Below are 25,192 nucleotides of genomic sequence, written 5' to 3'. Positions count from 1 at the left end.
CGAATGAGCAAGCTTATTCGACTCCTTATTGTTTTATTGAATTTTTTAAATCGATCAAATGTCTTAACATATAGTCAGGCTGTTCTTTTTGTGGACACTCATACTCATACTTGTTTATCCATAAAGTATCTAAGCCTAGCGATTTCGCCCCTAAGATATCCGTGAAATAATTATCTCCTATAAAGAGGGTTCTATCAGCAGTACTCCCGAAAACATTCAGGGCATATTGGAAAATTTCTATATTTGGCTTCGAGAACCCTAATTTTTCCGAGACAATAACGGAAGAGCCTGGAAATATACCGCACAGCCCAAGACGGTCTACCTTTTCAAAGGCATTAAACACGGTTCCATTTGTGACAATTCCCAACCCCACACTGTAACTCAATTCAAACAAGAATTCGTTCAACTCCTGATAAGGTTTGATACGATCAAGGTAAGAGGATTGAAATATTTTCACGAATTTTAGAGAGATTTCCTTCTCCGCTGAGACGTTCAATTCCTTAAGAGTGTTCTTAATTCTAATTAATGAAAATTCATGAAAATTTAACTCGTTGGATGAAAACCTCGGCCATAAAAGATGATTATGCTTTGTAAAGGTTTGGATGAATTCAGAGTGGCCGATTTCCTGTAAGTAATGAAATTGCTGGATCGTATCTACTAATCCATTTTCAAAAGCCTCTGAGTGATCAAACAAAGTATCATCGAGGTCAAACAATAATAAATCATATTGTCCAAGATCTAGATGTTCCATACAGTTACACTTCCCTTACATTGATTCACTAATTTCTTCTTTTTCTTTTTTTCGACCTATGCTGTACCCAATAACCAAGCCAATAATTAGGATAAAAAGATAATCCGTTTCAAATCCGTTAGTGAAAAAACCTGTGATCCCCCATCCTAAAAGTGCACCGACAATTACGAAAAAAAGTGATTTCATATGTATTGACCACCCTTTTTAATAGAATCCAACCATTGTAAGCAAACCTACCCCAAGAACGGTTGTTAAACCACCTGTTACGATTGCAATGAACACTATTCGTTTTTGTTTTGTTTCATACCAAATACTAAATGCAACCACGAGGGTGAGCATTATTCCAAAGAACACTGCAGCATACGGGTTGGAAGGTGCTAATAAATCATTCCAATTTAACCAGGTCATCTTGTCATCTCCTTAGGAACTAATTTTGTTTTACCTTTACTACTAATGTTCACTCTATTTGTGTCTTCGATCAGAGGAAGCAACCCTAGTCCTGTGATGAGTCCCGGTGCCAGTAGTATGTATATGATTCTATTCGCAGAGAGTGCCGCCATTAGGCTATTCGTAGATTACAATCCACAATTTCTCTCCTACAGTGGCCAAGTTGATCACAAATGAAAATCGAGACGTTTTGGTTGCTGAAGAAAATGGAAGGAACCCGAGGAAATGTCTTGGAAAATGTCAGTATTCTTTCTGTTTATGAGTAACGTTATACATTCTTAGATACTGGAGTGTGGGATGCTTCTCTTATGCTCTCCACTCCATGCTTTTCTAATAATGTTAGAATGCGATCCAATTGTACCTGATCTCTAACCACTACAAATTGAGGCTGGAACCATTTCTTTTTCAACTTCACCTCTAATTTATAGCCATGATTGATTTTGTCATCGAGGCCGTAAAGCTCGTGCCACTTAATGATCTTATCTACTTTATACCCTTTCACCCTGGCCCATTGAACATAGTATCCATTGAGTATAAGTCCCTCATGTAACAAATAAAAATTCCCGCGGTGTTTAATGGAGCTGATCAAAATGAAAAAGAGATGGACGATACTAAAAATAGATTGATGAAACATATCGGTCCAGTATACAACCGTTAATAAAACAGTTAACAGGCTAATGACACCTACCGTTCCCCATTTCACCCACTGATAAGATTTTGTTTCCTTTGTTAAAGGCTGCATCACCTTGAACTCGCTCGGTATAACAATACTGTTCATATCTTCCTGGCTTGTTGGAAATTGGGCATTGCCTGCTTTTTCTGCAGCATATTTTAGGTTTAATCGAAACCGAATAAGATACACGATTCCGAGGATGAAGATAACGATGAAGAATAAATTGATCCACATAATGAAGTCCCCCTTTGAAATGAACGTGGGAAGAGTTACTATCTTTCCATTCTTGTTTTACGATCATATAAAGGAAAAGGTTTCAATTTTTTCCAGTATATCAAAAAACTAATTAAATAGTCACCGTCTTTAAATTCTAGTAAAATTTACTATTTGCTTATTTATTAGGTTTTATAGAAGGGTGGTAACAACTACCTGTTTCAAAATTAACAGAATTATATTTCAATAGAACTATGAAAACTTTAAAACTTTTATCTATCTTATTGTTGTCTGTCACTTTTGTCATTGGTTTTGGTCAAGCTTCTCAGGTTTCCGCAGCAGGTACGTATACTGTGAGCTATGGAGACACAATGTGGAAGATTGCCGTAAAGCATCAGGTGGGTGTATCTGAGTTAATCTCGGCAAACCCGAATGTAAGCAACCCAAACATGATTTATCCAGGACAAAGCCTTATCATTCCAGGAGCAAATCGTACCGCTGAAAGCTATACATACGAGGTGGTGAAACTAGTAAACCAGGAACGATCAAAAGTCGGTTTACCACCACTGAAGGAAAATTGGGAATTATCACGTGTGGCACGTTATAAGTCAGAAGACATGATTGCGAAGAACTATTTCAGCCACACATCCCCAACATACGGATCTCCTTTCCAAATGATGAAGGATTTCGGAATTTCCTATCAAGCAGCAGGTGAAAACATTGCCGCTGGGCAAAGAACACCTGCCGAAGTAGTTGAAGCATGGATGAACAGCGAAGGACACAGAAAAAATATCCTTTCTCCAACTTATACAGAAATCGGAGTGGGTTATGTGAAGGGTGGATCGTACGGTCATTATTGGACGCAAATGTTTATAAAGAGATAAAGCTAAGAGACCCTCTATCATTATGGAGGGTCTCTCTTTTTTCAGCTTTTGAGAAGAACCTCTATTCTCCCTTATGTATGCTCTCATACGAATTTAAAGTGAAAATAGTATCATTTTTACGTAATTAAAAAAGAGCCAACCGTAGTTGACCCTTTCTTACAATTAGAAAGTTTGTGCTAAATCCTTTGCTCTTGCAATCGCATTTGCTTTGATTTCTTCAGCTTTGTCAGGCATTGCTGCGTGACCTTCGACGAATAAGCCTTCGAATGAAGGAACTCCGTAGAATTGCATCATCACGTCAAGGTAGCGGTGCCCCATTTCCATTGCTGCAGCTGGGCCTTCAGAGTAGATACCTCCACGAGCTTGAATATGAAGAGCTTTTTTGTCCGTCAGTAGCCCAACAGGTCCCTGTTCTGTATATTTAAATGCCTTCCCTGCAACAGATACAGAGTCAATATATGCCTTCATTACTGGAGGAAAAGAGAAATTCCAGAATGGAGTTACAAAGATATATTTGTCTGCGTCAACAAATTGATCGGATAGTTCTCCAAGACGCCCTACTTTGGCTTGTTCTTCTTGAGAAAGCTCTTCAAATCCTTGACCGGATTGCAGTTTCCCCCAACCACTGAACACGTCAGCATCAATTTGAGGAATGTTTTCTTTGTACAAGTCCACGTTCACAATTTCATGCGTCGGATTTGCTTGTTTATATGTGTCAATAAATGCTTTTCCTACTGCCATGCTGTAGGATTGTGTATCATCATGCGGATGTGCTGTAATGTATAAAACCTTTGTCATGTTGAATCGTCCCTTTCTGATTGTGAATTCATCATCCAGTTCAATGACATTACCGTTATTGCCTCGAACTGAAATAGTTTTAATTCGAGATTAATATTATAGGATATTTTCTTTAATATCAAATATAAAGCTTCAACCTATAAAAAATAAGGAATTAGTCATGGTATTTAGACTAATTCCTCCTGATTATCCTGTTTATGGATTTGGGTACGTTTTTTGTAGAAAGCTTACCGATTGGTTAATCAATTGTTTCAATACTGCTTGGTCGATGTCTGCTACTTTGTTTATGTACACGCAAGATTTACCTGTTGTATGTTTACCGAATGAATTCAATACCTTTTCCCTCTCTGGATCCCCAGGGGCGAAATATAGACTTATTTTCGCTTTCCTCGGTGAAAATCCGACTAACGGAGCATCCCCTTCGTGTCCTGTTTTATATTTGTAATGATAAGAACCGAACCCGATAATGCTTGGTCCCCACATTTTTGCTTCAAACCCCGTCGTCTCTGTGAAAATATCCAGCAAATTATAGGCATCCTCGCGTTTTTTAGGGTTCTCTACTGCTTCGATAAATTCGATCACACTGCTGTCATTTTGTCTTGTTTTCAATTCATACATTCGACTGCCCCTTTCTGATGCTCTCATTTTATTCTAACCACATAGTTCTCTATTTTCCATCTCGATTCCTGCATCCAGCGTTAAGTTAAGCATTTAATATGCACGGGATTGGTTAATCGAAAATGAGTTTATTCTTCAATACTTGATTTATCGTCCGAATAACACCGAATAATTGAAACCATATCAATATAAAATCGTAAATATACTAACGATAAACTGAGTGGAGGAACGTGAATGGGAATCCTGATTGGGATTCAACTAATGGTTATTATTCTTTTTTCATTATTAGGTTGGGCGATCCGAGCCCAAAAAAATTATTGGTTGATTTCGGGTTTTGTGACGCGGAGTAGGACAGAACAAGAAGAGTTGATTAAAAATGGCTATCCCAAAAAGACCGGGTCTTTATTGATTTATACTGCGGTCGGAATGCTTATCCTTCTTCCCCTTGCTTTCACCTCTTTTCCATTTGTAATAGAAGTTCAATTTGGTTTTATGCTTGTCTTCTTAATGGGGGGGTTAGTATATCTATCCAAATTTGAGGTTTCAGGCAAAAGGAAGAGAAGTTTCTGGATTAGTTCTACTTTGTTTGTGGTTGTTTTAGGATTTGTGAGTGTTCTCACTTATCTCGGGTATGAAAAATATGATTTGATCGTTAAGGATGAGGAATTTGAGGTCACTGGTTTGTATGGAGAAGCGTGGCAGCTTGAAGAGGTTGAAACGGTTGAGTTTATACAAGATATGCCTGAAGTTACCTGGAAAGTCAACGGATTCGGTCTTTCCACCATGGCTAAAGGACAATTTAAAGTGAAAGGTTATGGGAGAAGCTTGTTATTTATACACAAGGAAGCCCCTTATATTTATATAAGGGTGAATGATCAACATATCTTTTTGAATGGTGAAAACCCTGGAGAAACCAAGAAGTGGTATGATGAATTGAATGAAAACATTGACTAGGTAACGGGATATAAAATCCCTCCACTTCACCCCGATATCCAAATTCATTGACAACCCTCCATCCATCGATTATGATAGTCTCATAATTTAATATTCTCCTAAAGGGGAGTAGCTGTAACAATAAAGTCGTCATTACAGAGTGTATCACTCTCGGCTTTATTGACAACCATGTTGTTAGCGAGACCTTTACCAGTTGGTGAAGGTTTATATATGTCCAAAAAAGACCTTTACCAATTTCGGTAACGGTCTTTTTCTATATCACTTCACTTTGAAAGGAAGTAATGGACAATGAAAAAATTGAAAAATAACCTTTCCCTATTAATTGAACAAAATAAAACTGAAATTCTGAATGATAAAAATGAGATGAAAAAAATCGAAGAAAAAATAGATCAAAGATATACCTCTACAGAAAAGGAGAATGCATAATGATACTACGTAAATATATGTCGTTACTGGGTATAGGCTCTGCAAAAATCGATCTCGTTTTACCGAAAACCTCTTTTAAGCAAGGAGAACTCCTGCATGGGTACTTCTTTCTGGAAGGTGGAGTCATCGAACAAAAGCTGAGGCGGGTCGAATGTGATTTGGTGATGCTTGATAATAACGGTAAAGAAGAGAAAATCATTGATTCTACCACTGTACTAAAATCAGACATTATTCAAGCAGAGGAGTGTAACAAACTCTCCTTTACGTATCGAATTCCAGAAACTCTCCCTTACTCTGTAGAAAACGGCGTTCGCTACCTCTTCAAGACCAAGCTGACATTCGATCAGGGTGTGGAAAGCTTGGATGAGGACTATATTACAATTGACCAAAGCTGAAGAAGAAGGCTCATAATGGTGAGCCTTCTTCGAATAAGTATCATTTCTCTTTAATTTCCTCGAGAAGTTCAATAATTCTTTCATTCTGCTCAATCATGGTTTGATTTTGCTTTCTGAATTTCGTGAAATCAAATGAATAGATTAATAGAAAAATGGCTAAAATGATAACCACTCCATGACCTCCTATTTCCTTTGTTTATAATAAACAATCTCCGGGTCCCCAGGGTCCAGGTTTTCAATCATCCCACTTTGTGAATAGCCGTTAACTTCAAATATTCTCTGCATCTGCCGGTTTGATTGATTAGTAGACGAGAAAATTTTATCTGTCCGCGCAATTTTTTCAACATGCTTCAATAGTAAAGAGGCATTCCCCTTTCTTCTTTCCTCCGGTGAAACAATGATGAGAGAGACGAAAGTGTTATCGAAAAAGTGGGTGTTAAATATAAGAAACCCGGCAGCAGTCTTTCCATTTCTAACAACTAAACATCTCTTTTCCAGTATTGCTTCCTGGATTTGCTCCTGTCTGCTTTCGCTTCCGATCACTTGACAATCAATTTGTATAAGAGATGCTAAATCGTCTATATGCGCATATGCTACGTTTCTCATGACGCTCCTACTTTCTTTTCATTAAGAATAAGGAAATGAATACGATTACCAGGATTAGTACAACCATTCCAATGATTAGTATTCCGGTATTTCCAATAAAAAAATAACTGTCTTCATAACTGAATGTTTCACTTGATGCAGTCAAGTTGCATGGCCTCCTTTACATAGAAAAAGACACCGGATTGGAGTGGTGCCCTTTGTTCAAACTTAAAGAGACTTTGACATCAAGACATTGGTCACTTTGAACCCTGAATTCTGGTACAAGGAAAGAGCTACTTTATTATGACCAAATACATGGAGCGCTATTTTCAAAATACCTTTTTCCCTTGCAAGTGAGTCCAGGGACTTTAAGGCTTCTTTACCATATCCCCTTCCTCTTTTGCTTTCATGAATCTTAATATCATAAATGAATGCTTCTTTACCGTCCTCCTGTACGTTAATCCATAAAGTCCCTACGTCTTCCTGATTGTCACCATCAATTAAAGTAAACAAATAATGATCCTTAGACTCCAGTCCATCCGGCAGTAATTGATTAAATTCGTTTTCAGCCTGTTCCAATGAAGTTTCCTTCTGGAAGTTACCGGCTTTCGTCTTTTCTTCTGCGTATTCTTTAATAGAATCTTGAATCCAAAGAGTATATTCATGGTCTTTCATTGGTTGTAATAGAATCATTGAATGAGTGCCTCCCCTTTTTAAACTATTTCCAGCGGTTCCTGATTTCCCTTACTACAGTCTCAGGACGGTCCCAATGCAGTAGAGGAGTGGTTTCGGGGATCGACTTTACCTCACCCCTGGTTTGCTTCTTGAAAATGGCCCCAGCGCTATTACGATTTTCCTCCATGCTTTGGGGAAGGGTTTAATAATCGAATGGAATCGTCTAGTTTGTAATAGATATCCTCTGCTTCATCATTGGTGGTCATCTCCTAAGTATTGCATTTGTCGTTAGGAGCAAAAAACAGAAGGAAGCAATTTAATCGCCTCCTCCACCACCGCCTCCACAATCCCCACCGCCAAATCCGGTGTCGCAGCTGCCTGCTGAATCATGGCCTCCATCATAAGGACCATAATAGCCCCCATCCCCACTTCTGTCACCTCTTCTTGATGAACGGGTAAGATTTAAAGCAATCAATATGGAGACGATCGGGATTAGAACAATGAATAATATTCCTGCCATGTTCATCACCTCTTGCTATTGTATACGATTTTCAGCCGGATTAAGTTTCGGATTATTTAGAATTATTTCAGGTGAACTTTGAATGATCATATGGAAACAGCGTTTTTCCAACTCAGATAAAAAAGGTCCTTGTCCAGAGGTGAAATCTTAACACTCCCCCAAAACCCCATTTGTTAAAAGATTTCAAGGGCATCTCTGAATGCAATGTGAATAAACATTGAATATACTATTCTTCTAGTTTACCATTATCATCCATTACATTCACGTGACAGGAAAGTATTTTATCATATAAAAACATCCCTCCCCATAGGAATTCTTTGTGGAGGGATGTTTCTTTTATTAAGATGGAACCGTTGCACTCTCATCTGCCAAGCCTACTTCCTCTGGATTAAGCTTTGAGGTGTGTGGAAGGGAACGTAAGGTTTTGTTTAAGATCCATACGAGGGAGATAAATAAAATCCCACCAGCACTACCGATGTATACAGACGTGCTACTGAATATTTCAGCAAGGTAGCCGCCAATAAGGGATCCGAACGGCATCGCCATAGCCCCCAGGGATGATGTGACAGAGAAAATTCTACCGAGCAGATGCTGTGGAACGATTGATTGAAGAGCGGCCCCCATGATGACATTGGTGGCCCCGATTGGAATCCATGATAATCCGAATAATATAATGCTTAAGCTATTCATAGGAATAAAACCTGAAATCATCCAAGTAGTTCCACCCAAGAAAAACAATACAATCGTAAGCTTTCCTAACGGATAGCGCTCAAACCAGGATGCCCCAATTGCTCCGATTAAGGCACCTCCTGAAATGGCTGCTAAATAAAGACCATATAGTTCAGACCCACCTCTGTCATCGGCAAATGCCGGCAAAATGGCATAGACGGACCCTATGGCAAAGTTTGCTACGATTGATCCCAATAAAAATTTTGCAAGATGGGATTTGAATACGATTGTAAAACCTTCAATTAGATCTTTCTTGTATTCCGCAAAGGCTACGCCTACAGTTTGTTTTTCTTTTGATTTTGTTACGGATTTCATTTTGAGAAGACTGAACAAAATGGCTGCTGCAATAAATGTGACAACGTCGACCATATAAAGGGTGATGGCACCAACCAAGGTGATAAGGATTCCGGCAAGGGCATTGAAGGCAAGGTCGACCCCCTGAAAGGCAAAGGAAAACAGGGAATTACTTTTGACAAGTTGATCTTTTCTGACGATTCTTGGTAGGATGGCCGCCTGACCAGGGTAGGTGAATTGATTAAGAGCAGAAATGATCGGCATGAGGATGAGGATGAATGAAACAGTTAAGAACCCCATAAAATGTGCCAATGGGATAAACATAACCAGGATTGCTTGAATGATTTGGGTTCTGATCAGCATTTTCTGAATCGGCCATTTATCAACCAGGGGACCCACGAGAAACTGTAATGTTCCTGGTAATAATGTAAGGAATCCGGCTAACCCTGTGTAAAAGGCACTTCCTCCCAGCTCATAAACTAGCCACATGGCAGCCACGTAATAGATACTATCCCCCATATTCGTCACCAATCTCCCAAAGAACAATGAGGCAAAATTACGGTTTTTCATTAATAATTCTTTCATTCTAATTTCTCCTTCAGACTGTAAATTTTTTTTAACCGTCTATCCAAAAAATATTCCTGAACAGTAAAATAAATTTTACCGTTTGTCTAAAAAAAACCATTAACGGTCTTTTTCTTCTTTCATTACTCTATTTTCAAACTCAGATTCATTAACTTGGAAACCATAAGCTGTAAGATAGTAATGGTTGGCTTCTGGATTCGATTGATTAACTTTTGCTATGTCTTGATATTCTTTTATAAGCTTGAAATATCCATCAATAAACGACTTAAATTGTTCTTCTGTCACTTTTAATTCTAAGGAAGTGGCAAGAATATTCCATTCAGTCGGATCTTCGGGACCTGCTTGATCAAAGGCTTCTGGTGGTGCTGATAATACTCTTGCCATTGTCCTGTCAAGCATTCCATACATCATATGCCTCTTCGTCTCGGTAATTTCTTCTTTATGTGGAAGCATGCTTGAATCCGGATAAAAACCACTTGCAACAGATTGATAAAATTTTTGGACGATGCCATTCTTTTCTTCAGTTTTAACAATTTCGATCAAACCGAGTTTCTCTAATTCTTTTAAATGATAATGAATGCGAGCTCTTGAGAGATCGAATATTTCAGATAACTGTTGACCGGTATAGGGTTTTTCAACTAATCGAATCATAAGTTTGACCCGAAACGGATCGCTGAGTGCTTTGAGTTGATCATATTCTTTAATGATGAACATTGGTTTCATTTTGTATCACCTGTTATATGGATTCACACGGTAAAATTATTTTTACCGTGTGAATGAATTTTAACACCAATTGGTTATTTTATGCAATAGGTGTTTTACCTAATTTTCAAATTAATTGGATTTTTTCTGTTTGGGAAATGTATTTTTAGCCGGACAGACTCAACTATTTTTTTAGTGCTGGTTCGTGATTACTAATTCATTCAGGAGTTTTTATTTCCAGAGGCTGGGACAAAACTAAATGCCACGATATAACAACGAACAATAGAAGTGTAGGGTCTTAATACCGCTAATGATTTCCGTGCAAGACTACGCTTTCCGCGGGTAGCCCGTGAGCCTCCTCGGCAAGCCTGCGGGGTCTCACATAAGCTACTTTTCCCGCAGGAGTCTTCGTCTTGCACTCCAATCAACCGCTGGACACAGCTAAAATCAAATGTACCGAAATAAATAATAAACCCGAATAAATCTGTCCTGTAGGAAGCAGATTTGTTCGGGTCTTACTTAGACTAAAACACTTTGTCCGAGCCTCAATTCCTTCTACCTTTTAATTAGGCTCTACATGGACATGCACATCGTACACTTCATGCTTCTGCATCAATTCTTTCTCTACAACACTTGAAATATCATGTGCCTGTTTAATATCAAGTGTTGACCTTACTAAAATAACCACATCCACGACAGTATTGCTCCCGTAGTTTCTCGCCCGTATATCCTTAACCCCTTTTACACCTGGGATGGTTTGAATAGTCACTTCGTAAGTTTCAATCAATTGTTCATCAAACCCGTCTGTTAAATAGTGTGAAGCTTCCCGGAAAATATTCCATGCGGTTTTACAAATTAAAAGGCCTACAAAAACGGCCGTCAGAGGGTCTAACCAAGGAAGGTAGAATTGAGCTCCAAGAATTCCGACTACTGTTCCGATACTCACCCATGCGTCTGAAAGATTATCCTTTGCAGCAGCCATAAGGGATTGGCTGTTTATTTTTTCAGCCAATCTTTTGTTATAGCGATAAACCAGGTACATGACGATAGCTGCACCCACCCCTGTCCATGCCGAAAGAAGATCGGGCGATTGAGTTTTCCCGTCAAATACAGACTGTATGGCATTATATAGTACTTGCAGCCCTACAATCATCATGATGAATGAAGCAATTAGAGAGGCAACGCTCTCTGCTTTCCAATGACCATATGGATGATCCTGATCTGCAGGCTTTCTTGAATATTTCAGTCCAATAAGAACAGCAACAGAAGCCACAATATCTGTCGCATTGTTCAAGCCGTCTGCCTGCAATGCTTCTGAATTGGCTGTGGTGCCAATGATGAATTTTATTATTGATAATACGATGTATGCAAGGATACTGATGATAGCTCCGCGTTCACCCAATTTTAACTGCTTATATTTTTCTTGATCCACTAGTTAAATCCTCCACACTTTAATTGTGCTTATCATATCAAGCCGTATTCATGTGGGTCTATAGCAACCTTCTTTAGTTCAGCTATCTTATTATGAAGAGGTTAAAAATGTTTTGTTGAGTAAACTTTTATGAACACATAAAAAAATAGGACTGCGAGTGCAGTCCTATTTGGTTTTGGAATTGTTGATTCCTATGAATCTTTCGGTTTTAATCTACAATATCAGCTGAAAAACTAGGTTTTGTTAAGCCTGCTTCTTCATAGATAGCGGCCATTTTTTCTTCGAATGCAGCGAATTGTTCCTCAGATTCTGTGTATTCGGCATTCGCTTCATCTGAAAGATTGGCTGCTCTGGTTTCATACGATTTAGCAAGGTCATCTAACGCTCCTTGGATTTCTTCTTTTTTAGAATCAAGTGCGGCAGGAACTTCAAGAGCATGAACGTCTTCTGCTACAGATTTAGCGGCTGCTTCTGCATCAGTTTTCAGTTTTGCAATTTCTTCATCAGATGGTTTATCTTCTTCCTTTGCTTTAGCTTCTTCAAATGCATAAATAGCCGAATCATTCGCATTTACCGTGTTGATAATCTCCATTTGATAGTCTAATAGAGCGCTTTTCATTTCCATCTCATCTGACTTTGCTTCTTTCTCTGTTGCTTCAGTGTTCGTTTCTGTGTCTTTTTCTTCGGTACTGCCTTCACTGTTGCAGGCAGCAATAAATAAACTCATAGATAACAAGAAAAATGGTACCAATAATTTTTTCATCATCATTTCCTCCCCTTTTAATGAGATCCTGCAATTACATATATTACCTTATTTTATTTCATATGTAAACAAATGGATATTATTTTGTATTATTTGTTAATAACTCAATTTCTGTCGGATTGGTTAGTTACCATAACATTATTATAATAAAATATTTTTGGTTAATTTTTTCTTTGCGTGTTATTCAGTCAATATCAGAAATCGCGATTAACAGATGTTCTAAAAAAGTATGATATAAGAACATTCACTAATCCCAACCTCAATGTATTAAAATTAAAGTTTTGGTTACGATGATTATTAACAAAAGTCATACCGGGGGTGCTTTTCTTGGTGAAAAAAGAGTGTTCATGTGAACGCTGTAAGTGTAAGACGAAAAAAGAATGTGATTGTCCTTGCTGTTGCGAAAAATAATACAAGCCCCTGAACTCTTTCGAGCTTAGGGGCCAATTATTTTTACACTCGTATATTTACACTAACAATATCGTCAAAATATCGAACTGATTTCATCTCTTCATCAATCCATTCGGTTTGGTTCCATGTATGCTCGATAAACACTTCAGCTACCATTCGCTTCCTATCTCCACCCATAGTATGTGCATCCTTAAGTGCGATGACACTTTCGAATATATTGGCCATTAACTCAGCGATTCGTTTTGAATGATACGTTTGCATGTCGACGTCCCCTACTGCTACTTTTTCCAATAATTGTTCTAGTTTTGCTATCCCTTCTGTAACTGGGGTGCTAAACAACAGAAGCTCTTCCGGCAAATTGGATAACTCTTCTTTCATTTTCACCAAAAAGTATTCATGAGCGCGATGTTTATTCATTAACCTTAATACTTCAAGTCCCAAAATATTCGCTGTTCCTTCCCACACCGTCAATACCTGGGCATCCCTAAGTAAGCGAGGCAATACAAAATCTTCGATGTAGCCATTTCCTCCGTGCATTTCAATGGCTTCGTGGGAGAAATGAATCGCTTGTTCAGCTGATTCCTTTTTCAAAATCGCAATAAGTAATCTGTTTAGGACTGACTCTTCTTCTGTCGTCGGGATATCTTCTGATACAACGCGATCAAACAAATGAACGAGACGAAATACTGCACTCGTTTCTACCTCCTGCTTGGCTGCAAGACGAGACAATGATTCTTTGATCATCGGATATTGGGTCAATGGCTGACCGAATGCTTCACGGTAGAATGCATAATTTCTTGCTTCTAGATAGGCTCTTCTCATGATTCCAATCGAGGCAACGGCATTGCAGACGCGGGAAAGGTTCAATGCCTCCATCATATAATAAATGCCGCGATTCGGTTCTCCTACAAGATAGGCTTCAGCTCCATCGAATTCCACTTCTGCTGATGGGACCGCCCGGACACCCAGTTTATCTTTCAACCTTCTAATGTGAATGCCATTTAGTGAACCATCATCGTTCCTCCAAGGAACCGCAAACAGACTGAGTCCTTTCGTTCCATCGCCAGCACCATCGATACGGGCAAGCACCATGGTCACTCCGCACATCCCAGAGTTGGATGCAAAATATTTTTCACCAAAAAGCTTATAAGTATCCCCACCATGTTTGACGGCTTTTGTATCGTTGGCACCGACATCGGAACCCCCTTGACGTTCGGTTAAGAATGTAGCCCCCTCGTATAATTCAACTTCACCTGTTGAAAGGACATGAGGCAGGAATCTCTTTTTCACCTGATCGGATGCGTATTTTTCAAGGAGCAGGGCAGTAGCCATGGAAAGGGTCACAGGACAATAGAAACCAGGCTCTGTTTGTGATAATAGATAGCCTTGTGCATAAGAATATACATAGTTTCCTTTATGCCCGAGTGCAGGAATGTCCTTATGGATATAACCTACTATTCCCTTGTTATACGTTTGTTGCACCGTTTTCTTATATCCTTCATTCACCCAGATTTCAGAAATTTCTTCTCCCAATCGATTGTATTTGATCAGTCTTGGCTGCCCTTCACGGTCGGTGTGCATGGCCCGTTCATCAATTTCCCCCGCACATAATTCACCGAATTCGTCCAGCTCTGGATCAGCCCATTCGAGGAAATCTTTGTTCAGATAATGCTTCATGAGTTCCTTGAAATGAGGATCCTCCCGATAGAAGTTTTCAATTTTTTTCATGATTTCACCTCCTGTATTTCATCGCGCAATGCTTGTAGCATAACCTTCCCCGTCGAATTTCGTAAAAATAATCGTGAAAAATTCAATCTGATGTTTCCCCTGTCGCATTTAATTTTATGGCAAACTCATCCCTAAGTTCTTCCATCTCGGTTCTCATGGCTTCAAGCTCTTCAATAAACGTTGTCACCTCCTCGATTCGTTTGTTTCCATATTCAATCGTGCGTTCTAACTGCTTCCTTCCGGTTCGGTCCTGATCAAATAATTGGATCATTTCTTTGATTTCATCCAATGTGAAGCCGAATCGTTTTCCCCTGAATATCAATTTCAATTTCGTGATATCACTCTTCGAATAGATTCTCCTTCCTGACTCGCTCCTTGAAGGTTGCAACAGATTTAGCTCCTCATAATACCTTATCGTGCGTGTCGTTACGTTAAATTCCTTTGCCAGCTGAGTTATCGTGTATGTCATAGTAATCATCTCTTTGTTAGAAAATTTTGATACTTCAAGTTTACCATTGACGTTAACGTAAAGTTCAACCTGTTTTAAAAAAGTTTTTGGTTCTTTGGGAGGGGTACCTTTATACATAATCATAATACTGTTTTCCATATACTAGTAATGAATATTGCAGAGGTGGTGAGTGAGACATGCAGAAGGTATTGTTATTTGCGGATATAGGGATCGACGATACCATCGCCTTGATCTATTCTTATTTGAGCGAAGAGATTGAACTGGTCGGGGTTGTTGCTGATTATGGAAATGTGCCAAGATCCCGTGCTGTGGCAAGTGTTCACTACCTTATGAACCAGTTGAACCTTATAGATCAGATTCCGATTATTGGCGGAGCAGAGGTTCCGATGACTGCAGAACAGCCTAAATTCTATCCTGAAATACATGGAGAATATGGACTTGGACCAATTAAGCCTGGTCTTTATGAAGGAATTATTGAAAATTTCTTTGAGATTATAAGATTGATAGAGAAATATGGGGATGAACTGATCATTGTAAATGTCGGAAGGTTGACATCCCTTGCGAATATGTTCATCTTATACCAGACTCTTATGAACAAAGTAAAAAAGATCTATCTTATGGGCGGAGCGTTCTGGGTACCCGGAAATGTAACGGCGGTATCTGAAGCAAACTTTCATTCCGATCCGATTGCAGTTAAGATTGTTTTGACATATGCGAAAAATCTTACCATCATCCCTTTAAACGTAACTGACCATGCCATTGTAACCCCTGAAATGGTTGATTACATCGAGTATAAAGGTCGATCGAAGCTTGTTAAGCCCCTGTTGGACTATTACTATGGTTTTTATAAGAAGAGAAATCCATTGATTAAAGGTAGCCCGGTACATGATGCTATCACCCTCATGTCGGCAGTCAATGATGACATGTTCACGTTTCGAAATCTACCCGTTCATGTAGTGACTTCAAGCACCGGCATCCACCGTGGACAAAGCATTGCTGATATCAGACCGTATATTCAGTTTGAAGAAACAGCCAAAAAGCATCGGATTGCCTTTTCGTTCGAGTATGAGATGTTCTTCGCACGATTTATGAATGTGATGACCGGGGAATCATTTGAGAGAAAAAAGGAATGATCTCTTCAGAAAGAGGTCATTCCTTTTAGGATTTATCAGGTGTTTACTTCAGGCAGTGCATATGATAACTTCTTCATTTCGTACACCCCCTACCAACTTACAATAAGGTAAATGGATTAAAGTCCTAATTCTTTTTTTATGGATTCCAATGTCTTTCCATTCCAAGAATCGGTAGGTGCTGGTGGATTCGTTGCGTCTTCGTTTTGCTGCAAATAGTTCTTCTCCACAAATCTCAAATCTTTTTCATTCACTACTGTGTCAAAATTGATATCTGCCGCACGGTCATCAGTACCCCAGGCTTCCTGGATCGCAATAGCGTCATGGATGTCGATTACATGGTCTTGGTTTACATCCCCGCCTACTAAACTTATGCCGATTGTTTCTGATTTACCGTATAATGTCCCTTTGTATTCAAACCCAAATGCTTTATCTAATTTTGTAATAAAATGTCCTGGAACATTTACTTCAAATGTATAGGCATCATTACTTAACGGTAGAGGCTCAATTTCAAAACGTGCATTCCCATTAAACAAGTCGGAAGCATCAAGTTCATACCCAGAAGGATTTGTTACCTTAATTGAAGCCCCTACTTTTGCCCAGTCTCTGTATCCAGCAAAACCTCCACTTTCAACAAGATACCCTTCTGGTATCAAGTTTCCTTGAACACGGTTAAATCTAGGTTTTAGATTGTAGCGATTACCGGCACTGAGTAAGGTCTGCTCTTCATTGTTTGCATTAATGATCTTAGCTGTAGGTTTGATGTATCCAATGGGATAGAATAATTCGTCTTGGACTTTCACTTTTACATCTACCACTTCTGTTTGGTCAAATGCTTTATTTTCATCGAATTTCACTTTTACTTGATTTCCATCCACTTCAATAGATGCATAAGCCTCTACTTCATTTGTTAAGGCAGCTTCAACAAGATATACATGTTGTATTCCTGAATTATCAAACGACCAGGTCGCTTCTTTCACCCCATCAAGATTATCTAACACGAGTGAAGCAGTTAAAATATCTCCTGATCTCGCAGTTTCTACATTGTGTTTTGCATACGTAACAGGAGTACCTTCTTTCACGAAGAAGTATTCCTTCCATTTCGCCTGATTCCCAGCGTCGTCATAACCAATCAGATTAAATGAAAGGGATTTGGTTTTTTCGTTCATCTCTACTTCTTCATTCCATTTCCCATTCTCATCCATATAGATAGGACCGTTAGGGAATGGGGCTCCATAGGTGTAAACCGCGAAATTGGACGATTGATCGATGTCTATCCCTGCATATTGCATGGCCTCAACGTTAGAGTCTGTCACTTCCATTTCAAAAGGCACAGTCTTTTGTCCAGGCTTGTATTCGATGAAAGGAGATTCACTGTCGAGTGAACTTTTCACTTCAGGTGCTTCAATATCAATGAACAAATCATGGGTGATAGTCTTCTGTTTTCCAGTTGGTAAGGTTGAAACGAATTTCAGTTTGTAATGACCTGGTTCGGCAATACTCGTTTCGGATGCAACGGGATCCTTCTTATTTCCGGTGAATTTGTAGTAGTAACCGTTAAAGGCTTGTAAGAAATAATCACGGTTGTCTTCTGCTCCATTCAAATTCAGGGTTCCGATCAAGCCCAGGTCCTCTCCAGATTTACCATCTTGCAGGATGACATCCAACGTGTCAACTGGTGAGCTTAAATTGAATAACACCAATGCCGTCGTCGTTCTGTATTGATCATATGCATGATTATAATGTGATGGCGTAATTGCTGGTGTAAGTAAATCCAGTGAGTTGAATCCTTCCTCTGATTTTTTCACGCTGAAAGGAACCCGGTAGCTTTCACTAGAATCATTGCTGTTGGAAATGACTAAGTATCCTTCATAAATACCTTTTTTTGCTGTCTTCGGCATTGTAAGGAATACATTTGATTTCTTTGACTTCCCGGCATTGACCTTAATTGATTTGTCAACATTGACCTGTACGCCGTTTTCTTTCAGACTATTGGTTCCTTCTTGAACATTTTCTACAATCTCTACGTTGTATGTTTTTTTCTCACTACTTTCGTTTGTAAATTCGAGTGCCTTTTTTACCCGAATGTGAGATCCCTCTGATACGATCTGGTTATCAAAGCTTAAGCCGCCGGTTTGTTCCTTGATTGTGATGAGGTTTTCTCCATTTGGAAGCAATGTTTCATCATTTACTTGGATTTTCGTTTGACTGCGAAGTGCTTGATAAGGATCTATTCTACCCGCCCCGACTTCAAACACACTGTAATCTTCGTTTAATGGATCAGCGGTATTCATAAGAATTGTTTTGATATCTGACGGTTCAAGGTCAGGATTCTCTCCCAGAAGTAATGCAGCCACACCAGCGGCAAAAGGGGACGCCATTGAAGTTCCATTCAATCTTGCATAAGCATATTTATAGTCTTCCGGATTCTCTGGATTCACCATATAGGAAGGGAAGGTAGATAGAACACTTACGCCCGGTGCTACGATTTCCGGTTTCATATCATAGTTTTTATTAACAGGACCTCTTGAACTGAAATCAGCTAACTTGTCCCCTTCTGAGAAAGATTCTTCTAAGTTGCTAAATGTGAAAGTGGTTGCTCCATTCAAGATTGCTTCCTTCAGCTCTTCCCCGGCTTTCTTGGTCATGGAGAAAGCAGGAATAAAGTGAGTAGATTCGCCTAGATTATAGCCGACGTGACCTTCCACATTGTTGTACATGATGACCGCTTCTGCCCCATTTTCTTTGGCAAACTTCACTTTGTCAATTAAAGCAAAATCTCCCCGTTGTACGAATGCTACCTTTCCGTCGACATCTTTATTTTCATAGTCTTGCACATTACCCAAGCCTACATCGACTAATTCAAGAGACTTATCTTCTAAACTGGCAAATTGGTGAGCAAATCCTCTTGCCATGCTGATGATATCCGTGGACCAACCATCTGATAGTTCTCCTGTAAAAGTGGTTTGTGAAACCGGTACATCACTTGCCCCAACGGTTAATGCCAGTGCTGCTGTACCAGGTGATCCAAGCGTGAAATCATTGGATCCTGAATTCCCTGCAGACACAACAGCGGTTACACCATTAAGAACTGCATAATTTAATGCCGTACTAGTCGGATAATATGGATCGTTTATGCTTGCTCCAAGAGATAGATTGATAACATCCATGCCATCTTCTACTGACTTTTCAATACCGGCGATAACTCCTTCTGACGATCCACTTCCGTATGGACCAAGTACACGATAAGCATATAAATCAGCATCTGGAGCAACTCCCTCTACAGACACTTCACTATCATTCTCATTTTGCCCTACAATAGTCCCTGATACATGTGTACCGTGTGAAGTGTAATAAGGAGTACCTACTTGACTAAATTCTGGTTGATTGGATTTCTTCCAATCCTCATAAGTTGCCTCCATTGGATCGCTATCATTATCGACAAAGTCATATCCACCTTTATAAACGTCCTTCAAATCAGGGTGATTGTAGTCCACACCTGTATCAAGAACCCCAACTTTTATTCCTTCACCTGTGATTCCTTCTTTGTGCAGTTTGTCTACATTTAAATAGTTAATGCTTTCCACAGATGTGGTGATGTTTTGATCAACATCAGCTGGTAGGACTTCTTTAACTGGATCTACTGTAAACGTTTGGTTTTTATATACGGCTTTAACGGATTTTGAGTGAAGGAGCTGTTCTACCTGATTGGCTGGTAGTTTGATAGCAACTCCGTTATAAGCCGTTTTATAGGTTTGTGTGATTTTTGGTAATGGCTTTTTTTCTTTTTTATTTGAGCTTGATAGGTGTTTTTCTACGTCTTCTTTAAACACTTTGTGCTCTTGATCTACTTTTGCTTTAGCATCTTCTTTCTTTAAGGTCTTTCCTTTTATTGCAGCTTCTAATACCGCTACATTAACAGGTTTTGAACGGAATTCAACGATGACTGCAATCTCTTCTTCAGAAGTCAGTTCGGTTTCATTGAATCCTTGAAGACCCTCTAAGTTATTTAATTCCAATTGTTTCAAAGCGCGTCTTTGTTCTTCTGTTAAGGAAGATAACATGTCTTCTGATTTCCAGTCCGTTGCATTTACGATTGGTGTTGAGAGGGTGTTGACCGGGGATAAAAGTAATCCAGTGGAAAGGGCAATTACTGCAGAGCGTTTAGCAATTGAGTTTGCATTCATTATTCCTACCTCTTTCTTTTCTCTGTTGATTTTTAGTAGTATTCGAAATAGTAGTACAATTCCATTTTAGTATTCTTTCAGTTCGGAAGCTATTGGGGTTTTGTGTGAGTCTTTTTAACTAATAATAATCACAATATATAATTATAAAGATCTATTTATCGTCGTTATTTTAAAGAAAAAGTGGTAAATACATAATTTTTAATTGGGGTTATGATAATATTGGGTGAATTGGAACGATTGCAAAAAGGGGATGAGATCATGCTTGAAGGTAAAATTATCAAGTTCTATCGCGAACATCAACAGGTCAAACAGAAGGATTTGGGAGAAGGGATTTGCTCTACTACCCATATCAGTAAAATAGAACGAGGACTTACTGAGGTCTCAAAGGAAACAATCCAATTATTAAGTGAACGATTAGGTATTGATATGGAAAAGGAATTAGAGAATTATAAGAGTATCGATTCCCTCCTGAAAGAATGGCACGAATCGATCATTAAGAAGCTGCAGACAAAAGCAGATTCCATAAAGACACGACTCGATGGGATTCATTTATTGCAAATCCAGGATTTCTATCGGACGTATACCTTGATTCTCGCTCGGTATCATTTATTTTCCGGGGAAAATCAGCTTGCCAAACGTCTCGTTGAGGAAATGGAGACGTGGTCAGGACTTAGTCCATATGAACATAATATGTTGCTGCATATAAAAGGCATTTATCTAATGAGGGTAAACCACGATTTCTTCAAAGCCATTTCAGTGCTTAAGGAAATTCGCCTGGATGACTATTCTAACCGCGAATGCTTTTACGATTTAGCGGTTGCCTATCATTCCATTCATTCAAATGTACTAGCGTACTTTTATGCAAATAAGGCATTGCAATTCTTTGTAGAGAAGCGCAGTTTCTCCAGGATGATCGAGTCAGAGATGCTGATGCTGCTTCAACTTGAACAATCCGATGATTCCAACGTGGAAAACAAAGAATACCAACGATTAATCGACATGGCTGAAGACTACGAACTCGAACACCAGAGGGCCCTTCTTCATCATAACTACGCCTATCACCAGCTCAGAAAAGGCGATTTCAAGTCAGCCGGCGAATACTACAAAAAATCCGTCAACACCCGTAAACCCCAAGACCCCAACTACCTTGGCTCACTTGAAGGATACATTAATGCCCTTACCAAAGAGGGACGGACCTCGAAAGATGAGTTACTGCAATACATAGAAGAAGGTTTAGCTTTGGCCCGAAAAGGTAACAACAATACGTTCTATCACTTCTTTACTTTACACAAATTGAATGTTAATGAAGACATAAAAGGGTATTATAAATATTTGGAAGAAAAAGCCTATCCCCACTTTCAGGAAATGGGCTACGTCCTCCCTATGGAGCATTACGGCGTATTACTGTTTGATTATTATATGGAAAAGGGAGATGAGGGGAAAGCAAACTTCTATGCCAAGGGCCTGATGGAGAAGTTCCGAAAGAATAATCAATTTGTATAATCCCATATAAAACGCAAAGGAAAGGCCTCTCCTTTGCGTTTTTAATTGTTTATTTTGTTGTTATTTGATTCAAGGAGGGTGCTTATTCCAAAGCAAGCCCCGCACATTCTACAACTTGTCTTGATCTACTAATTTCTTAAGAACATCTCTCAGCTCTTGGATAGTCGCATTCATTTGTTTCTGTTGTTTTCCGATTGTGAAGATCTCTATGCTACATGCGATGAATAAAAGGAAAAAAATAATATTGATAAGTTCCATCATTGGTGTTCCTCCTGGAAGAATCGTTCTCCGCCAGGTTACCATAATCAACCAAAAAACGCCACTGCAAATAATGATTCATTTTATTCCAGTAGTGACTTTGAATAAACAATCGGAGCCTCTATGCAATCCTTGGAATCATCGATGAGTTCAATTAAGGCAATTCCTGTTATTTTCCCTTCAATGGAGTCTCCTCTTTCTAAACAATGCTTGAAGCCCTGAGATAATTTTTCCGGTGAAAGCTTATTGGCTAAAGTGCAGTGTGGGATCCAGTTGTCAGGAAGATAGAGTGGATTAGCGGTTTCATTGAATTGGTGAAAGAAATCATGATGATCCGTATGAAAGTTAAGTAGTTCTCTTGTGATGGTCGGGGAGAAAAATAGAGTTCCGAAGTTTAGGAATGACCCTACGGTGTTGAGGGTGATATCGATTGGTTTTTTATGCTCATAATACTCCTCTAATGCGTTTATGTATGTTTGTTTATCTAATTCTTTATAACTCCCTATCGTAATGTGGGGCCGTGCATCGTTGATTTCTTCCTCATAGTAAGAAATATTTTTAACGGTCAGTTCCTTCCATATTTCTTGTATCAACTCTTCAGTCTTTTCATCGAATAGAGCGATTACCCAGTACATAGCTTAACCACCTTTACTGTTATACAGATTTGTTCATAAGCCCTTCTTCTTTATACTGTAACATAGTCTCTCTTTCAGTGTGTTTTTAAACTCTTATTTGCAAACGCTTAAATACTTGTTGAATCAATACCTGTGCCAAAATCCAAAGCCTTTTCACTTAAAATGATAAAAATCTTTGACATTGATAAGAAAATGATGTAAATTACCTTATGGACGAACATTTATAAAACAACCAAACTTTAATATTCGTGTTTAGGGGTGTAATAATGGAAAATGTGTTTGATTACGAAGATATTCAATTAATTCCTGCAAAATGCGTGGTGAATAGCCGCTCTGAATGTGATACAAGTGTGACACTGGGTGGACATACGTTCAAATTACCGGTTGTTCCTGCCAATATGCAAACCATTATTGATGAAAAAATCGCTGTATACTTAGCTGAAAATAATTATTTCTATATCATGCATCGCTTTGAGCCTGAAAAACGAATTTCATTTATTAAAGATATGAAAGCTCGCGGATTGATTTCTTCTATCTCTGTAGGAGTAAAAGAAGAAGAATATGCATTTGTAAAGCAGTTAGCGGAAGAAAAGCTGACACCGGAGTTTATTACAATCGATATTGCACATGGTCACTCCAATGCTGTAATCAGCATGATTCAACACATTAAAAAGCACGTACCAGAAAGCTTTGTGATTGCTGGGAACGTAGGTACTCCTGAAGCTGTCAGAGAATTGGAACATGCTGGTGCCGACGCCACAAAAGTGGGAATCGGACCAGGGAAAGTATGTATCACGAAAATCAAAACAGGCTTTGGTACAGGCGGCTGGCAGCTGGCTGCCCTTCGTTGGTGCGCAAAAGCCGCTACAAAACCAATCATCGCTGATGGGGGTATCCGTACCCACGGTGATATTGCAAAATCCATTCGTTTCGGTGCGTCCATGGTGATGATCGGCTCCCTATTCGCAGGTCATGAAGAGTCTCCAGGAGATACAATCGAAAAAGATGGCAAGCTATTCAAAGAATACTTTGGATCAGCTTCAGAGTTCCAAAAAGGCGAAAAGAAAAATGTTGAAGGTAAAAAAATGTTTGTTGAACATAAAGGATCGCTGGAACATACATTGGTCGAAATGGAACAAGATCTTCAATCCTCTATCTCCTATGCTGGCGGTACAAAGCTTGAAGCAATCCGGACAGTAGATTATGTAGTAGTGAAAAATTCAATTTTCAACGGAGACAAAGTATATTAATCTCTTATTAAACATGACTTGGGCCGGATACATTCGTATCCGGCTCTTTTTATTAGGGACGGACCTCTATATCTCTATACTATCCGGATTATCCAAGTTTTTGTCAATTGGAGGTCCGTGCTTCTTACATTCATTTAAGAAGTTATAGACACCGGGGGAATATAAGATATAATTAGTTTTAATATTATCTTGGGAGGTGAGGTGACTGTGGTGAGATTTTTATTATTGATGGTGTTGTGCATGATGTTTGGGACAGTTCCCGTTCAACAACAGAATCAAAGCCCGACTTTGACAAGTATTGATGATGTGGCTACTATTTCTGACCATGTGCATTTAACCGATGCAGATATGATCCTCGACGTGGTCCCTTCCCTGGGCCAGAAACAAGATGGTATGACTTCTAACAAAGCTACAATCCTTCCTACATTACAATTCAGGTTGATCCCTTTATCAGGAAGTGTGTCTAATGCTGCTATCTTCCCAGATTCATTGGGCTTTCTTGAAGTTGTCATGTACCACTCAAATTACCTCTGATTCTTACATTCATAAATAACATTTGGTCATAAACTTTTTTTTCATTATAGTTAAGGGTCTATTTGTATTGCCCAATTATAAAAAAATATTGATCATTGAAAACTAAATAAAAATGAGGTGTATTCAAATGAGAAATTATGAATATCGTAAGGAATCCATTGCTTGTTACATCTTCTGTTCCCTTTTCATACTTAGTTTTGTCGGTACCATATTGGTATCTGCAGAAATGAGCGGAAATAGCATCATCTCATCCGTCCCTCGATTCTCTTGGGATATGATGATTAAGTGGAAAGACATTGTTGAAATATTCGACTTAAAGTAAGCTAAAGCAATGTTGCCTTTCAAATACTACTTCTATAATAAAGTGAGGAAATCAAAATGAACCTAGGCTTCGGTGAAATAGCGATAATCTTGTTCGTTGCACTCCTGTTCTTTGGACCAAGCAAACTTCCACAGCTCGGAAAAGCTGCCGGTATGTCTTTGAGAGAATTTAAACAGGCGGTAAGTGGATTGATGGAGGACGACAAAGACAAAGATCAAGGTGAGAAGAATATTACTCAAGATAAATAATTAGTATATAGGGACGGACCTCTAAAAAGCCAAAATCCCCATTCATCGGCGTCTTTTAACTTTTAAAGGTCCG

The 25,192-nt window shown here is 38.9% G+C and carries 30 protein-coding genes; 10 read left to right on the top strand and 20 right to left on the bottom strand.

Annotated elements, in window-relative coordinates; genetic code table 11:
• Window positions 1-25: 25 nt before the first annotated feature.
• The 4 genes from AAEM60_RS11755 to AAEM60_RS11740 all read right to left on the bottom strand — a co-directional run bounded on the left by AAEM60_RS11755 (window position 26) and on the right by AAEM60_RS11740 (window position 2,105).
• On the bottom strand, window positions 26-751 hold the full coding sequence (locus AAEM60_RS11755) for an HAD family hydrolase (RefSeq protein ID WP_341356395.1): 726 nt from the start codon (window positions 749-751) through the stop codon (window positions 26-28).
• 15 nt (window positions 752-766) lie between these two features.
• Window positions 767-937, bottom strand: coding sequence for a tRNA U-34 5-methylaminomethyl-2-thiouridine biosynthesis protein (locus AAEM60_RS11750; RefSeq protein ID WP_299736998.1), 171 nt, complete (start codon window positions 935-937; stop codon window positions 767-769).
• An 18-nt stretch (window positions 938-955) separates the two neighbouring features.
• The gene (locus AAEM60_RS11745; protein WP_299736995.1) at window positions 956-1,159 is read right to left on the bottom strand and encodes a hypothetical protein; all 204 of its coding nucleotides are present in this window, start codon (window positions 1,157-1,159) and stop codon (window positions 956-958) included.
• 307 nt (window positions 1,160-1,466) lie between these two features.
• Complete coding sequence (locus AAEM60_RS11740) at window positions 1,467-2,105, bottom strand: hypothetical protein (RefSeq protein WP_299736993.1); 639 nt, start codon at window positions 2,103-2,105, stop codon at window positions 1,467-1,469.
• Window positions 2,106-2,338: 233 nt separating this feature from the next.
• Between AAEM60_RS11740 and safA the strand changes: the two genes are divergently transcribed.
• Window positions 2,339-2,968, top strand: a complete 630-nt coding sequence (gene safA / locus AAEM60_RS11735) for a SafA/ExsA family spore coat assembly protein (RefSeq protein ID WP_299736991.1) — start codon at window positions 2,339-2,341, stop codon at window positions 2,966-2,968.
• A 162-nt stretch (window positions 2,969-3,130) separates the two neighbouring features.
• Here safA and AAEM60_RS11730 read toward each other — a convergent pair whose 3' ends face one another.
• Both AAEM60_RS11730 and AAEM60_RS11725 read right to left on the bottom strand, forming a co-directional pair.
• Window positions 3,131-3,766: an FMN-dependent NADH-azoreductase gene (locus AAEM60_RS11730; RefSeq protein WP_299736990.1), complete on the bottom strand. Its 636-nt coding sequence runs from the start codon at window positions 3,764-3,766 to the stop codon at window positions 3,131-3,133.
• 195 nt (window positions 3,767-3,961) lie between these two features.
• Window positions 3,962-4,384, bottom strand: coding sequence for a DUF1801 domain-containing protein (locus AAEM60_RS11725; protein WP_341356394.1), 423 nt, complete (start codon window positions 4,382-4,384; stop codon window positions 3,962-3,964).
• Window positions 4,385-4,618: 234 nt separating this feature from the next.
• Between AAEM60_RS11725 and AAEM60_RS11720 the strand changes: the two genes are divergently transcribed.
• The 3 genes from AAEM60_RS11720 (at window position 4,619) to AAEM60_RS11710 (ending at window position 6,159) form a co-directional block, all read left to right on the top strand.
• Window positions 4,619-5,338, top strand: a complete 720-nt coding sequence (locus AAEM60_RS11720) for a DUF3784 domain-containing protein (protein ID WP_341356393.1) — start codon at window positions 4,619-4,621, stop codon at window positions 5,336-5,338.
• Between the two features lie 288 nt (window positions 5,339-5,626).
• Window positions 5,627-5,764, top strand: a complete 138-nt coding sequence (locus AAEM60_RS11715) for an FbpB family small basic protein (protein ID WP_299736984.1) — start codon at window positions 5,627-5,629, stop codon at window positions 5,762-5,764.
• A complete protein-coding gene (locus AAEM60_RS11710) occupies window positions 5,764-6,159 on the top strand; it encodes a sporulation protein (protein ID WP_341356392.1) in 396 nt (131 codons plus the stop codon). The genes AAEM60_RS11715 and AAEM60_RS11710 overlap by 1 nt, the downstream gene beginning before the upstream one ends.
• A gap of 40 nt (window positions 6,160-6,199) precedes the next feature.
• Here AAEM60_RS11710 and AAEM60_RS11705 read toward each other — a convergent pair whose 3' ends face one another.
• From AAEM60_RS11705 to AAEM60_RS11655, 11 genes are all read right to left on the bottom strand, one after another.
• Window positions 6,200-6,331, bottom strand: coding sequence for a hypothetical protein (locus AAEM60_RS11705; protein ID WP_299736980.1), 132 nt, complete (start codon window positions 6,329-6,331; stop codon window positions 6,200-6,202).
• Between the two features lie 11 nt (window positions 6,332-6,342).
• Window positions 6,343-6,765 (bottom strand): GNAT family N-acetyltransferase, encoded by a 423-nt coding sequence (locus tag AAEM60_RS11700; protein ID WP_341356391.1) that lies wholly within the window; start codon window positions 6,763-6,765, stop codon window positions 6,343-6,345.
• 7 nt (window positions 6,766-6,772) lie between these two features.
• A complete protein-coding gene (locus AAEM60_RS11695; protein ID WP_299736976.1) occupies window positions 6,773-6,910 on the bottom strand; it encodes a hypothetical protein in 138 nt (45 codons plus the stop codon).
• A gap of 62 nt (window positions 6,911-6,972) precedes the next feature.
• The gene (locus AAEM60_RS11690) at window positions 6,973-7,437 is read right to left on the bottom strand and encodes a GNAT family N-acetyltransferase (RefSeq protein WP_299736974.1); all 465 of its coding nucleotides are present in this window, start codon (window positions 7,435-7,437) and stop codon (window positions 6,973-6,975) included.
• 298 nt (window positions 7,438-7,735) lie between these two features.
• Entirely contained in the window at window positions 7,736-7,939 is a 204-nt protein-coding gene (locus tag AAEM60_RS11685) for a hypothetical protein (RefSeq protein ID WP_299736972.1), read from the bottom strand.
• Between the two features lie 339 nt (window positions 7,940-8,278).
• Window positions 8,279-9,547, bottom strand: coding sequence for an MFS transporter (locus tag AAEM60_RS11680; RefSeq protein ID WP_341356390.1), 1,269 nt, complete (start codon window positions 9,545-9,547; stop codon window positions 8,279-8,281).
• Window positions 9,548-9,646: 99 nt separating this feature from the next.
• Window positions 9,647-10,270: a winged helix-turn-helix domain-containing protein gene (locus AAEM60_RS11675; RefSeq protein ID WP_341356389.1), complete on the bottom strand. Its 624-nt coding sequence runs from the start codon at window positions 10,268-10,270 to the stop codon at window positions 9,647-9,649.
• A gap of 541 nt (window positions 10,271-10,811) precedes the next feature.
• Window positions 10,812-11,681 (bottom strand): cation diffusion facilitator family transporter, encoded by an 870-nt coding sequence (locus AAEM60_RS11670; RefSeq protein ID WP_299736966.1) that lies wholly within the window; start codon window positions 11,679-11,681, stop codon window positions 10,812-10,814.
• A 208-nt stretch (window positions 11,682-11,889) separates the two neighbouring features.
• Window positions 11,890-12,444: a hypothetical protein gene (locus AAEM60_RS11665; protein ID WP_299736964.1), complete on the bottom strand. Its 555-nt coding sequence runs from the start codon at window positions 12,442-12,444 to the stop codon at window positions 11,890-11,892.
• Between the two features lie 453 nt (window positions 12,445-12,897).
• Window positions 12,898-14,583 (bottom strand): acyl-CoA dehydrogenase family protein, encoded by a 1,686-nt coding sequence (locus AAEM60_RS11660; protein ID WP_299736962.1) that lies wholly within the window; start codon window positions 14,581-14,583, stop codon window positions 12,898-12,900.
• 82 nt (window positions 14,584-14,665) lie between these two features.
• Window positions 14,666-15,052: a MerR family DNA-binding transcriptional regulator gene (locus AAEM60_RS11655; RefSeq protein ID WP_299736960.1), complete on the bottom strand. Its 387-nt coding sequence runs from the start codon at window positions 15,050-15,052 to the stop codon at window positions 14,666-14,668.
• A gap of 176 nt (window positions 15,053-15,228) precedes the next feature.
• Here AAEM60_RS11655 and AAEM60_RS11650 point away from each other — a divergent pair, with 176 nt between their 5' ends.
• Window positions 15,229-16,185, top strand: a complete 957-nt coding sequence (locus tag AAEM60_RS11650; RefSeq protein WP_299736958.1) for a nucleoside hydrolase — start codon at window positions 15,229-15,231, stop codon at window positions 16,183-16,185.
• A gap of 116 nt (window positions 16,186-16,301) precedes the next feature.
• On the opposite strand, the gene AAEM60_RS11645 is transcribed toward AAEM60_RS11650, so the two are convergent.
• Complete coding sequence (locus AAEM60_RS11645) at window positions 16,302-20,369, bottom strand: S8 family serine peptidase (RefSeq protein ID WP_341356388.1); 4,068 nt, start codon at window positions 20,367-20,369, stop codon at window positions 16,302-16,304.
• 258 nt (window positions 20,370-20,627) lie between these two features.
• Between AAEM60_RS11645 and AAEM60_RS11640 the strand changes: the two genes are divergently transcribed.
• Window positions 20,628-21,872, top strand: a complete 1,245-nt coding sequence (locus tag AAEM60_RS11640) for a helix-turn-helix transcriptional regulator (RefSeq protein WP_341356387.1) — start codon at window positions 20,628-20,630, stop codon at window positions 21,870-21,872.
• Window positions 21,873-21,980: 108 nt separating this feature from the next.
• On the opposite strand, the gene AAEM60_RS11635 is transcribed toward AAEM60_RS11640, so the two are convergent.
• Together AAEM60_RS11635 and AAEM60_RS11630 are read right to left on the bottom strand one after the other, a co-directional pair.
• A complete protein-coding gene (locus AAEM60_RS11635) occupies window positions 21,981-22,133 on the bottom strand; it encodes a hypothetical protein (RefSeq protein ID WP_299736952.1) in 153 nt (50 codons plus the stop codon).
• Between the two features lie 80 nt (window positions 22,134-22,213).
• On the bottom strand, window positions 22,214-22,765 hold the full coding sequence (locus tag AAEM60_RS11630; protein ID WP_299736950.1) for a 2'-5' RNA ligase family protein: 552 nt from the start codon (window positions 22,763-22,765) through the stop codon (window positions 22,214-22,216).
• A 266-nt stretch (window positions 22,766-23,031) separates the two neighbouring features.
• Here AAEM60_RS11630 and guaC point away from each other — a divergent pair, with 266 nt between their 5' ends.
• The 4 genes from guaC to AAEM60_RS11610 all read left to right on the top strand — a co-directional run bounded on the left by guaC (window position 23,032) and on the right by AAEM60_RS11610 (window position 25,119).
• Entirely contained in the window at window positions 23,032-24,015 is a 984-nt protein-coding gene (guaC, locus tag AAEM60_RS11625) for a GMP reductase (RefSeq protein ID WP_341356386.1), read from the top strand.
• Window positions 24,016-24,222: 207 nt separating this feature from the next.
• Complete coding sequence (locus AAEM60_RS11620) at window positions 24,223-24,549, top strand: hypothetical protein (RefSeq protein ID WP_341356385.1); 327 nt, start codon at window positions 24,223-24,225, stop codon at window positions 24,547-24,549.
• Window positions 24,550-24,676: 127 nt separating this feature from the next.
• Window positions 24,677-24,871: a hypothetical protein gene (locus AAEM60_RS11615; RefSeq protein ID WP_299736944.1), complete on the top strand. Its 195-nt coding sequence runs from the start codon at window positions 24,677-24,679 to the stop codon at window positions 24,869-24,871.
• Window positions 24,872-24,927: 56 nt separating this feature from the next.
• Window positions 24,928-25,119 carry a twin-arginine translocase TatA/TatE family subunit gene (locus tag AAEM60_RS11610; RefSeq protein WP_299736943.1) on the top strand — a complete coding sequence of 64 codons (192 nt, stop codon included), beginning with the start codon at window positions 24,928-24,930 and terminating at the stop codon, window positions 25,117-25,119.
• The last annotated feature ends 73 nt before the right edge of the window (window positions 25,120-25,192 follow it).

Source organism: Rossellomorea sp. y25 (genome assembly GCF_038049935.1).
Classification (GTDB): Bacteria; Bacillota; Bacilli; order Bacillales; family Bacillaceae_B; genus Rossellomorea.
This window is presented reverse-complemented; position numbering and strand designations above follow the sequence as displayed.

What these genes read in the sequence shown, in the direction of transcription:
- AAEM60_RS11755 (WP_341356395.1), bottom strand. Translation starts at nt 751, where the DNA reads ATGGAACATCTAGATCTTGGACAATATGATTTATTATTGTTTGACCTC.
- AAEM60_RS11750 (WP_299736998.1), bottom strand. Translation starts at nt 937, where the DNA reads ATGAAATCACTTTTTTTCGTAATTGTCGGTGCACTTTTAGGATGGGGG.
- AAEM60_RS11745 (WP_299736995.1), bottom strand. Translation starts at nt 1,159, where the DNA reads ATGACCTGGTTAAATTGGAATGATTTATTAGCACCTTCCAACCCGTAT.
- AAEM60_RS11740 (WP_299736993.1), bottom strand. Translation starts at nt 2,105, where the DNA reads ATGTGGATCAATTTATTCTTCATCGTTATCTTCATCCTCGGAATCGTG.
- safA (WP_299736991.1), top strand. Translation starts at nt 2,339, where the DNA reads ATGAAAACTTTAAAACTTTTATCTATCTTATTGTTGTCTGTCACTTTT.
- AAEM60_RS11730 (WP_299736990.1), bottom strand. Translation starts at nt 3,766, where the DNA reads ATGACAAAGGTTTTATACATTACAGCACATCCGCATGATGATACACAA.
- AAEM60_RS11725 (WP_341356394.1), bottom strand. Translation starts at nt 4,384, where the DNA reads ATGTATGAATTGAAAACAAGACAAAATGACAGCAGTGTGATCGAATTT.
- AAEM60_RS11720 (WP_341356393.1), top strand. Translation starts at nt 4,619, where the DNA reads ATGGGAATCCTGATTGGGATTCAACTAATGGTTATTATTCTTTTTTCA.
- AAEM60_RS11715 (WP_299736984.1), top strand. Translation starts at nt 5,627, where the DNA reads ATGAAAAAATTGAAAAATAACCTTTCCCTATTAATTGAACAAAATAAA.
- AAEM60_RS11710 (WP_341356392.1), top strand. Translation starts at nt 5,764, where the DNA reads ATGATACTACGTAAATATATGTCGTTACTGGGTATAGGCTCTGCAAAA.
- AAEM60_RS11700 (WP_341356391.1), bottom strand. Translation starts at nt 6,765, where the DNA reads ATGAGAAACGTAGCATATGCGCATATAGACGATTTAGCATCTCTTATA.
- AAEM60_RS11690 (WP_299736974.1), bottom strand. Translation starts at nt 7,437, where the DNA reads ATGATTCTATTACAACCAATGAAAGACCATGAATATACTCTTTGGATT.
- AAEM60_RS11685 (WP_299736972.1), bottom strand. Translation starts at nt 7,939, where the DNA reads ATGGCAGGAATATTATTCATTGTTCTAATCCCGATCGTCTCCATATTG.
- AAEM60_RS11680 (WP_341356390.1), bottom strand. Translation starts at nt 9,547, where the DNA reads ATGAAAGAATTATTAATGAAAAACCGTAATTTTGCCTCATTGTTCTTT.
- AAEM60_RS11675 (WP_341356389.1), bottom strand. Translation starts at nt 10,270, where the DNA reads ATGAAACCAATGTTCATCATTAAAGAATATGATCAACTCAAAGCACTC.
- AAEM60_RS11665 (WP_299736964.1), bottom strand. Translation starts at nt 12,444, where the DNA reads ATGAAAAAATTATTGGTACCATTTTTCTTGTTATCTATGAGTTTATTT.
- AAEM60_RS11660 (WP_299736962.1), bottom strand. Translation starts at nt 14,583, where the DNA reads ATGAAAAAAATTGAAAACTTCTATCGGGAGGATCCTCATTTCAAGGAA.
- AAEM60_RS11655 (WP_299736960.1), bottom strand. Translation starts at nt 15,052, where the DNA reads ATGACATACACGATAACTCAGCTGGCAAAGGAATTTAACGTAACGACA.
- AAEM60_RS11650 (WP_299736958.1), top strand. Translation starts at nt 15,229, where the DNA reads ATGCAGAAGGTATTGTTATTTGCGGATATAGGGATCGACGATACCATC.
- AAEM60_RS11645 (WP_341356388.1), bottom strand. Translation starts at nt 20,369, where the DNA reads ATGAATGCAAACTCAATTGCTAAACGCTCTGCAGTAATTGCCCTTTCC.
- AAEM60_RS11640 (WP_341356387.1), top strand. Translation starts at nt 20,628, where the DNA reads ATGCTTGAAGGTAAAATTATCAAGTTCTATCGCGAACATCAACAGGTC.
- AAEM60_RS11635 (WP_299736952.1), bottom strand. Translation starts at nt 22,133, where the DNA reads ATGATGGAACTTATCAATATTATTTTTTTCCTTTTATTCATCGCATGT.
- AAEM60_RS11630 (WP_299736950.1), bottom strand. Translation starts at nt 22,765, where the DNA reads ATGTACTGGGTAATCGCTCTATTCGATGAAAAGACTGAAGAGTTGATA.
- guaC (WP_341356386.1), top strand. Translation starts at nt 23,032, where the DNA reads ATGGAAAATGTGTTTGATTACGAAGATATTCAATTAATTCCTGCAAAA.
- AAEM60_RS11615 (WP_299736944.1), top strand. Translation starts at nt 24,677, where the DNA reads ATGAGAAATTATGAATATCGTAAGGAATCCATTGCTTGTTACATCTTC.
- AAEM60_RS11610 (WP_299736943.1), top strand. Translation starts at nt 24,928, where the DNA reads ATGAACCTAGGCTTCGGTGAAATAGCGATAATCTTGTTCGTTGCACTC.